This is a genomic window from Lactobacillus helveticus DSM 20075 = CGMCC 1.1877 (assembly GCF_000160855.1).
GTDB classification, from domain to species: Bacteria; Bacillota; Bacilli; order Lactobacillales; family Lactobacillaceae; genus Lactobacillus; species Lactobacillus helveticus.
Genome location: NZ_GG700753.1, coordinates 218,961 through 228,932 on the forward strand (window position 1 = coordinate 218,961; position 9,972 = coordinate 228,932).

Annotated in this window: 9 protein-coding genes and 1 pseudogene; all 10 read right to left on the minus strand. The window is 39.4% G+C overall.

What is annotated here, in order from left to right; translation table 11 throughout:
* Positions 1 to 243: 243 nt before the first annotated feature.
* Positions 244 to 1,557: a C1 family peptidase gene (locus HMPREF0518_RS04660; RefSeq protein WP_003626619.1), complete on the minus strand. Its 1,314-nt coding sequence runs from the start codon at positions 1,555 to 1,557 to the stop codon at positions 244 to 246.
* A 97-nt stretch (positions 1,558 to 1,654) separates the two neighbouring features.
* Complete coding sequence (locus HMPREF0518_RS10705) at positions 1,655 to 1,876, minus strand: hypothetical protein (RefSeq protein ID WP_023191705.1); 222 nt, start codon at positions 1,874 to 1,876, stop codon at positions 1,655 to 1,657.
* 12 nt (positions 1,877 to 1,888) lie between these two features.
* Entirely contained in the window at positions 1,889 to 2,134 is a 246-nt protein-coding gene (locus HMPREF0518_RS10710; protein ID WP_003626622.1) for a hypothetical protein, read from the minus strand.
* 22 nt (positions 2,135 to 2,156) lie between these two features.
* Positions 2,157 to 2,492, minus strand: a complete 336-nt coding sequence (locus HMPREF0518_RS04670) for a hypothetical protein (RefSeq protein WP_143441673.1) — start codon at positions 2,490 to 2,492, stop codon at positions 2,157 to 2,159.
* On the minus strand, positions 2,446 to 2,679 hold the full coding sequence (locus HMPREF0518_RS04675) for a mucin-binding protein (protein ID WP_097550855.1): 234 nt from the start codon (positions 2,677 to 2,679) through the stop codon (positions 2,446 to 2,448). Before HMPREF0518_RS04675 ends, HMPREF0518_RS04670 begins: the two co-directional genes overlap by 47 nt.
* A gap of 166 nt (positions 2,680 to 2,845) precedes the next feature.
* Positions 2,846 to 4,723 (minus strand): pectate lyase-like adhesive domain-containing protein, encoded by a 1,878-nt coding sequence (locus HMPREF0518_RS04680; protein ID WP_003626628.1) that lies wholly within the window; start codon positions 4,721 to 4,723, stop codon positions 2,846 to 2,848.
* A gap of 9 nt (positions 4,724 to 4,732) precedes the next feature.
* A pseudogene (locus HMPREF0518_RS11115) lies at positions 4,733 to 4,801 on the minus strand (YSIRK-type signal peptide-containing protein); the annotation flags it as partial.
* Positions 4,802 to 5,252: 451 nt separating this feature from the next.
* The gene (locus HMPREF0518_RS04685; protein ID WP_003626630.1) at positions 5,253 to 6,179 is read right to left on the minus strand and encodes an L-lactate dehydrogenase; all 927 of its coding nucleotides are present in this window, start codon (positions 6,177 to 6,179) and stop codon (positions 5,253 to 5,255) included.
* A gap of 161 nt (positions 6,180 to 6,340) precedes the next feature.
* Complete coding sequence (locus tag HMPREF0518_RS10715) at positions 6,341 to 9,112, minus strand: LPXTG cell wall anchor domain-containing protein (RefSeq protein ID WP_307913925.1); 2,772 nt, start codon at positions 9,110 to 9,112, stop codon at positions 6,341 to 6,343.
* Complete coding sequence (locus HMPREF0518_RS04700; protein ID WP_003626634.1) at positions 9,103 to 9,786, minus strand: mucin-binding protein; 684 nt, start codon at positions 9,784 to 9,786, stop codon at positions 9,103 to 9,105. The genes HMPREF0518_RS10715 and HMPREF0518_RS04700 overlap by 10 nt, the downstream gene beginning before the upstream one ends.
* Between the last annotated feature and the right edge of the window lie 186 nt (positions 9,787 to 9,972).

Sequence of the window (9,972 nt, forward strand, 5' to 3'; positions counted from 1 at the left end):
CAGAAATTTAAACTATTTTAAAAATAAAGTTATTTTTTATGTTTTTTAAAATAAAAAGAACAAGTACATTTCTGCACTTGTTCTCGAAAAATAGCAAAATTAAAAACCGCTTCAATAGCTTTTGGAAGAAGTTTAGCGGTTTTTAATTAATCCTAAACAGTACCACCGTTTTTTAACGGTTTTGCACTAAAGAGGTGCGGCAGTCGTAATGCCGGCCTCTTTTTTCATTTTCATTATATCACATTAGCCAATATTATCCCAAGGCTTCAAGTCTACTGCTGGACCTTCAGCAAGTTCAACTTGTTCCTTAGTCAAAAATTCTTTTCTAACGACAACATCGTAAACGTAGTCTTCAAACCATGGTTGGCTCATCTCATAAAAGCCCTTGTGACCAAACTTGTCGCCCCAAGAATTTTCGACCTTCCACTTGCGGATATGGCCGTGATCTTCATCAACACCCACTAAAGTCATATCGTGAGTCGCAAAGCCTTCACCGGTATTCAAACGATCGGCCTTGCTCATCTTAGTGTCAACGCCAAACAATTCATCGGTCTTGTAAAGTTCGGTATCTAAGTAACCAGTCTTTCTTTCCATTTGCTTCAAGACGTCGTTACCAAAGATTACGGCATCCCCCGCCTTAAGTTGTGCTACAGCAGCGTTAGCCAAGTATTCGATTGGCACATTCAAAAACTTAATTTGGTCGCCGCCTTCAACGTTGTCGTAAAGTGGCATGTGGTAAAGCTTGTTAAATGCGTGGTTGGGGCAGTTGGACAAAACAACATAGTCATCAAACTTAAAGTCCTTGAAGTACTTTTGTACGAAGGCTTGTGGAGTCAAATCCTTCTCCAAATGATACTTCTTGTCATCATCACGATATTCCAAGTCAAACTTCTTTGGTGGTTCACCCAAAGCTACAGCAACCATGCGATAAACTTCACCCAAGCACTTTTTCTTGGCAGCTTCAAGTTCATCTTGTTTGCCTTCATTAACCAACTTACGTAAAAGCAAAGCATCTTTTCTTTCCTTACGTGCAAGTGAATCAATTAAAGCAGTCGTGTTGTTAGAGTTGAAACTTTCAGGCATTGCATATGATGGCACTACACCATACTTCTTAACCAAGTTAATGGCCATGCTCCAAAGGCCGCCATCTTGACCAGCGAATTCAAGCCAAGATTGAACTTCACGATCGTTGATTGGCTTATCAGCCAACTTGATCATTGCGTTATAAAAAGCGTTAGCTCTTTCAATCTTGTCCCAGAAGAAATTATAAGCTTGAGAGAATGTGAAGTCCTTCACCTTATTCTTCTTACCAAAGTAGTGACGCAAAACGTTCAAAGTAGCGAATTCCCAGCAGCGGCCAGAGTGCTTTTGATCAGTAACACCGCCAACGTCTAATTCGGTAGAAAAGACGTGATTCAAACGTTCAGAAACGCGATCATTGAATGATGCTTCGTATAAGCCACTGCGACGTACAGCACGGGATGCAACTTTATTTTTTTCATTAGAGTTAAAGTCCGCTGAAAAGCCAGCGAGTTCTTGTTCTGAGATAGCTGTCATAGTATACCTTTTTCCATATTTTAATCTTTTATTAATTAATAATACCTGACTAAAGAAAAATAGCAAGCATATTTGCTCACTATTTCATTTAGATAATTTAATTGTTACCTTCAGTAGAGTCTTTCTTGCTCAAACCGATAGTAAAAATTTGAATCATCACTTTATTGTTGCTGAAGCGTTGAGTGACACCAGGGATGTCGAAGTTGTTGAAGACAACCTTGTAGCCAGCCTTCTTAATCACTTTAAGCGGAATTTCACTGCTGTAAAGATCATTAATGCTTTCACCTGGCATCCCTCTCAAAACGCCTGAAGAAGTCAATTGCTTACCATTTTAATCAAGATCAATAAAGTTGATTACTGCTTCTTGAGTTTCAGCTTCAGGATTTTCTGAAGTTTCAGCCATCTTAGGTTCTGGAATAACTGGCTTTTCAACAGGTTGAGGTGTTGGTTCAGTTGCTGGAGCAGCAGGTTCTTGTTTTTCTTCAGCAATCTTTGCAGGAGCCTCTTCTGCTGGCTTTTCAAGAGCCTTAGCTGCTTCAGTATCAGTTGCCTTATTCTTGCCAACCTTAATTACCAAAACGTCGTCCTTCTTGATCGGCTTATAGGTTACCTTGGTATCCTTGCCTGGATCTTCTGGCGTAATAGTTACAGTTGTAGCCCTTAACCTTAGGCAAAAGAATTCCGCTTTCTACTTGGGTAGCATCGGTTGCACTGGTCTTGTAAATTGGTTGCTTAACATCCTTAAGTTCCTTGTTATCAGGATCTACCGGAATAATGCAGCCGTTTGGTGCATAGTTAACGGTCTTTTCGATTGAATCAACACTCTTAATGCCATTAATCATCTTCTTGTCGGCATGGTATCCAGGCACGACAGGAACAACCACATCGCTAAATGATTTCTTGATCTGATTGCCAAGGAGTGGTGTACTTGCCATCTTCGATGATCTTGCCGGTGATTAGACTAGCGGTAACGGTACTCTTAAAGTCAATGGTTTGAACATTGTCCTTAGGTGTTAATTCACCTGCACCATCATATTTAACGACAAAATTGATTTGACGAGAATATGCACTTGGATCAACCAATTCATTAGGATGATCCGCATCAACGCGAATAATTGGCATTTTCATTGTAATGATGAAAACTGGAACAGTGGCGGCAGTATTGCCATCTTTTTGATAATAATCAGCTGATGGATCGTTAATGTAGAAATGGTTCTGCGAACCTTACATTCTGAACATACTACCAGCTTGATTTGCATTCTTACGTTGCAAGTTGATGTATTCAGGGTTACTCGATAGTGTCGTTACCACCAGTACCCCACATAGTGATCATACCTGCACGTGGAGCATTAGTTACCCAACTCTTTTGCCAAGTTGCTACGTCCTTAGCACTATCTTGTAAGTCTAAAGTACCGCCATTAACTTCGACTCTAAAGGTCTTACCATTATTGGCCATACCACCACCAAAACTGATCATTGGTGCATAAGCTTCAAAACTTATACGCTTAATGGTTAAGTTAGCGCCCTTGCCAATACGAGTTTCGGCATTGTTATCACCATCTGCGTAACCAAGCATGATAGGACCCCAGTGATCGCCGGCGTGACCTAAGTGAGTATCATGCTTACTATTAATGGTTACATTTGCGCCATCTTGTACGTCAAGGTGTCCGGCTTCAATTGCAGTTGAACCACCAGTACCAGTATTAATGGTTAAGCTACCATTCCGGACTACACCACCAGTAGCTTCATCAATAGACTTACCTTGAGCACCAGCACCTTGGTAGCGAATGCCCAACATATCATGGTTCCTGTTAGGATCGTAAGTATTATCTAATTGTTTACCATAGTGCCCATCTGTGTTAACAGTTAAATTAGCACCTTCATCAATGACAATATTACCATGAGATTTATAAGCACCGATTAAGATGGCAGCATTACCATCACCACCAGCAGTAGTTTTAGCATCTGGCAAAGCATTAACGATTGTGTTACCATCTAAAACTTCGACACTATTAGCATAAATTGCGGCACCACCGTTTTCAGGACTTGAGTTGAGGACGTTAGCACCTGAAAATTGAACATTAGCAGCATCATAATTAAAGACTCGTTTAGTATCAGTCGTAGTAGTAACATTATGATATTCAACGTAATCTTGTCCAGCATTTGTAACACCTACAAGTGCAAAGTAAAGTGGACCATAAACATTTTCAGTTTGAAGCGTAAGATCACTTAATTTGATGTGCCAACCTTGACCATTGCTTTGGTTATCATCGGTAAAGGCAATGTAACGATCACCAAATTTTAATTCAGTAATGGTGCCGTCTGCCTTCTTACTACCTATTGTAACTGTACGAGCTATGCCTTTATTGTTAAGTCTCTCCCAGTTACCACCCTGTAAATTAAGAAGACCATGCTTTAAATTAGCATTACTAAAGTCAATATCGTTATCTAAGACAATGGTACTTGCATTAGCATTACGCAACGCACTTAAGAATGAACTGTAGTCATGAGCGTGTTCAGTTTGACCATTAGAAATATCAGCTTGCTCACTAATCATAGTAGCAAGTTTGGCTTGATCTGCGGCAGACAAAGTCTTTTGATCAGCAAGGAGCTTATCTGCAACAGCTTTACGTTCAGCCTCACTCATGTTAGGAAGTTTAGTCTCTAACTCCTTAGTTTCCTTAGTAAAATCAGCTAAAGAAAGAGTCTTCGGAGTATCTGGCAACTTAACCGTCTTAGTCTCTTTTGTCTTGCCTGTTTGATCAGTCTTAGTATTATTCTTCTTGTTTTGAATTGATTCAGACTGAGCCTGATTTTGAGACGTTACAGGCTTTTGCGTAGCTTTCTTTTCTTCTTGCTTAGGAGCAGCTACCTGCTCTGACGTTTTATTTACAGAATTAGCATTTTGATCGACTGATTTATTTGCTTCAACATTATTCTCATTCCCTGTCGAGCTTGTTTCTTCAGTCTTTTTAATTGGTTTAATAGTTGCAGCTACTTTCTTGACGTCAGGATTTTCTTCCAAACTTTCTACACTGCCGTCATTCTTGGTAACTTCCGTAGTATCCTTAGTACCACTTTCTGATTGTGCAACTTTGGCATCATCTGGTTTAACCGCAGGATTATTATCCGCAGCTTGAACCTGTTGATCACCTATAGAGTTCATAAAGAAGAACCCGATTAAAACAGAAGCAGCCCCTACCGAAAATTTACGAATAGAGAACTGCTCTTTCTTCGGCTCAATTTTACGAAGACGTTAATTAAAATTATTCTTTGATAACATACTTAAACTCCCCGTCAAACTAATACGAGATGAATAATTCGATATTCAAATCCTTATACTTTACATCCCACATTTTAGTTATTTTTATTTATTTACAAGACGTCTGCCGTTGCTCTATCTACAGTTAAGTACCTTAGATAATAGAAATATAAGGCTTTGTGTACAAAAATTGAGGATAATTTCAATAGCATTCTATGTTATTTTATTAGTTTAAAAATTTATTACCAAATTATATTTTTAAGCATATATTATCAGTGATCTCCCTAGTCCAAGTATGGATATATTCAAAGCCTGAGTGATTTTAACAAATTGATTTATCCTTCACCTTTGCCAAGATTAAAAAAATGGCGTTATTTTTGTTTCATTCCCCCTGAAAATTATTTCTTTTTTCAAAATTTTTTAAATATTTAGATTAAAGTTCAATTCCGCCTAAAACTTCTTGCATCTTGTCAGCTGAATTGATCATCTTAGCCTTTTCAGCATCTGAAAGCTTGGTTTCGATTACTTGTTCAATACCTTCACCGTTGATAACAGTTGGAGTACCTAAGTACAAGTCGTGCTTAATACCGTATTCGCCGTTGATTGGAGCTGATAATGGCAAGCAGATTGAACGATTGTCCAAAACTGCGCTAACGATTTGGGTAAGCATCATGGCAACGCCGTAGAATGTAGCACCCTTTTTAGCAATGATCTTTCCACCCTTCTTGCGGACGTCAGTTTCAATTTCACTTAAAACATCGTCGTTGATCTCTGCGTAGTCACGAAGTGGCTTGCCATCAACAGTTGATTCATCGAAGTTTTCAAATGAAGTATCACCGTGTTCACCAAGAACCATTGAGTTAACCTTAGCAACTGGAACGTTAAGCTTCTTAGCAAGTTCAACGCGAAGACGCATTGAGTCAAGTGAAGTACCAGTACCGATTACGCGGTTCTTTGGGAAACCTGACAATTTTTGAGTTAAGGTAGTCAAGATGTCAACTGGGTTTGAGGATACTACGAAGACACCCTTGAAGCCTGATTCAACAACTGGTTGAACGATACTCTTCAAAATCTTGACGTTCTTAGCAACCAAGTCAAGTCTAGTTTCGCCAGGCTTTCTAGGAACACCTGCAGTAATTACACAAACGTCGGCATCCTTGGCATCGCTGTAGTCAGCTGGATGAATGTCGGTTTGACCCATGAATGGAGTGATATCTTCCAAGTCCATTGCGTCACCAACAGGACGATCCTTAGCTACCTCGAAGATAGCTAATTCATCAACCTTAGCATTTTGCAATAAGTCATTTGCAAAATTTGAACCAACAGCACCATCACCAACAAGAAATACTTTTCTACTCATAAGTTATATTTAGTCCTTTCAAAAATATATATTTTTAATCTACAAATCCATTATACACTAAGCGCTTACATTAGAAGCACTTTATCTGTAATTATTATTGCTAACAAAAAACAGTAAGTCAATTACTTTAACCGTAATCATACTTACTGTTTTGCTTATTTTTAATTATTACGACGCTTCTTCACACCTGCTAAACCAATCATGCTAATAGCAATTGCGCTAGCACCTAAAATAGCTGCTAAATCGTTTTGCTTTTCACCGGTTTGTGGAAGTGAGTAGTAGTGAACTTGACCATTTTTATAAACATAGCCAATCACTTGACCCTTAGCATCCAAAACTTGGCCTTTGGCATTGATCGATTGTCCATCTGGTAAAGCTTCACCGTTAGGAGCGATGTTAGAAGATGAACCGGCAGTAGATGATTGACCATGAGGGCCGATGTTTGATGCGTAGCAGGAAGCGGCAGCAGTTGAACGTGCAGCTGCAGCAGGAGCAGCACTAGCACTGGCACCGCTGGCACTGGCTGCGGCACGACGACTAGATCTGCTCTTTCCAGATTTATGATGACGTGGTGCTTCTACGTCACCTGAGTCATCATCGTAATCTTCATCATCTAGATCACTGTCATCTGAACTAGTGTCAGATTGACTAGCAGCTATAGCAGTCTTGGTATCTGTACCAGTTGCGGCTGTTGTTGAGCTAGTTGTTGATGAAGTTGAACCAGTAGTAGATTGAGGACCTGAAGCAGATCCACCAGCTACGGTACCAGTAGTGCCGCCGCTGATATTGCCTTGGTCTGAGTTGCCAGAGCCTTGACTGCCGGTGCCACCTTCATTGTGGTTACCGCCTTGTTGGCCGGTACCTGGCTTACCGCCTTCGTGTTTATCACTACCAGTTGGTTTGCCACTATCTGGTTTAACAATCTTATCAAGAGCAATAGTAATTGGAGTATCGTCATCTTGAGTAATGACAACACTTGTTGGAGCATCCACTCCCTTAGCCAACTTCCAACCTGCTGGAATTTCCAACTTAACAGGAATATGTTCACCAAGCTTACCCTTGATAGTTTGAGTACCAACAACTTCGTCCTTGTTTTCACTAGATACGTAAGTGATTTGTCTACTATAAATAGTATTTGGATCTTGAGTTGGATCGGCAGTTGAACCAGACTTCACGTAAGTTACAGTGATTGTACGGTTAATTGGTTCACCTTGATCATTGAAAGCAGATTGAATTTGCAACTGATCCTTTGAGTTAATTGTTAAGAGTTGATCACCGTCTTTTGCGACAATAGTGTAACCTTTAACGGGATGCAATGGCAATAATCCATATTGAATAATATCTTCGTCAGTATTTGCATTGACAGAATTAGAAGTCCAAGGTGAGAACGTTGTCTTATTATTTTCAGCTTCATCTACTTGCTTAATTCTATAGAAGACAATTTGTTGCTTACCTGTACCAGTTTGACCATCAGGATAAGTTATATTGACAGTTCTGGTTACTTCACGATAAAGTTCTGGATTGTTCTTATCTTGCAAACCGCTGATTTCATCAATCTTATGTTCAACTAAAATGTTCTTTGGCTCAGGCAATTTAGAACCAAATTTATAGTGATAATTATTGTAATCTAGTTGTCCAGGAACCTCAGTCCATCCCTTTGGGATGTTCATCTTATCAATTACAACCGTTTCACCAATTTTACCAAGGATATCTTGATGACCTACGACATGTTTAGGATCATTTTTATCCACGTAATTAAGCACAAATTTTTGCTCAACTGGTACATAATTTACATCAATTACGCTGCTCTTGGTATCTGGAGTAACCTTAACTTCCTTGATGCCATCGATTTGCTTGCCATCTTCAGTGTAAGTAATCTTGTAGGCATCCCCTGCACCAGGAATAGTCATTGCGGCTAAGGTATTTGTCCTAGAAGTTGATTGCCATTGATCGTATTTAACGATCTTGCCCGCTTTATTCTTGTAGGCATTTCTATAGAAGACAATTCCTTGACGCATTTTATTAACCTGACCATCTGGCATGTGTTGGTTAATCGTACGAATGATATCACGATACAAGTCGTGGTTGTTTTGATCGCTGATGCCATAAACGATGGTTAAATCTTGATCATCGGTGCTTGGGGTATCTTCGCCTTTACCTGGATTATCGCCCTTTTGGTCATCGCCAGTACCTGGGTTAGTTGAACCTTCTTTATCATACTTAACTTCAATAGTAATGTTAGCTGCTGGTTCACCATTTACCAAAGCTGATAACTCACTTGATGAGATCTCATTGTCAGTAATACTAATTGGTTGACCATTCTTAGTTACAGAGGCAGTATAGCCTTCAATTGGATCTACCTTAATAGCTTCAAAGTTAGTATCACCCTTCTTATCACCATTAAAGTCAGTAAGATTTTGCCAGTTACCTACAGGTCTATTTGTTACTTCATCGATATCTCTATATAAAACTATCGCAGTACCGGTAGTCATTGTAGCAGTTCCACTATCTGTTGGTTCAGTTACTACAACAGTTTCTTTGACTTCACGGTATACATCAGGATTATCTTTATGATCATAACCAGGTGTTATCTCGTGCTTCAAGTAAACTGGAATTGTTTGACTCGTCTTACCAAATTTAGATGGATACGTATTTTTATTATTTGGAGCCAAAGTATAATGTTCAGGAATATTCAAATGAATGTAGCCGTCTCCCATTGGCCAATCAACTTTTTCTCCAACCTTACCAGTAAATGTTTGAGTAGAAAGATCCTTGTTGTCCTCATCTGCATCTTTATATTGAATGATAATGGTTGCAGGTTGGCCGATTTCACTAGGATCAATTGTTGTTTCACCCGGCTTAGTCTCAGGAGTGTAATCAACAGTGTAACTTTCATCTTTAGAATCAACAGTTACCTTTTCAGCTAGAATAATAGTTGAATCAAGTTTTGCTTGCCTTGACCATTTGTAATCGTTACCTTGTAGCCCTTAGTGGCAAAATCCATCTGTTTGAAACTATCAAGTGGTTGCCCTTCTTTATCAGTTGTAGCTAAAGTCCACTTACCATAAGTTACGTCTCCAGTAACTTCGTCTTTCACACCATTTCTAGTGAAAATAATACTATCTGTGATAGTGGTTGACTTTTGGCCAGGAACATTTTGAGTAATCGCTCTCGTGATCCGACGATAGTAATTACTGTCGCCTTCATGAGTTGCTGCACTTACCAGTTCTTTAGCGTGTTTTACATAAACCTTGTAGGTTTGGTCAGGATCAGAAAAACGATCAGGGAAATTATTAAAGTCGGGGTTGTTCTTGTTATCTCCCAAGACATAGTGCTTTGGAACATTTAACTCAAGCTTGCCATCGCTATTCAATTTCCAATCAATCTTGTCGCCGGCTTTACCAGTCATTACTTGATCAGCATCAGTAACGATCTTGTCGTCTTCATCTTGATCAAGAATTTGGACAGTTACCTTTACAGTGTTGTCTTGACCTGGCTTGTCACCCTTGTGATCAGCACCAGTACCTAGCTTAGTTGCACCATCTTTAGTGTAAGTTACCTTTACAGTAATATCTTGTGCAGGTTCACCATTTATCAAAGCTGGCAATTCGCTGGACGGAATCTCATTATCAGTAATATTAATTTACTGTCCATTCTTGGTTGCAGAAACAGGATAACCATCAATTGGATCTACCTTGATTGCTGCAAAATTGCTATCAGCCTTTTTATCTCTGTCAACATCACTGCGACTCTTCCATTCACCTACAGGTTGTTTGGTTACTTCGTCGACATC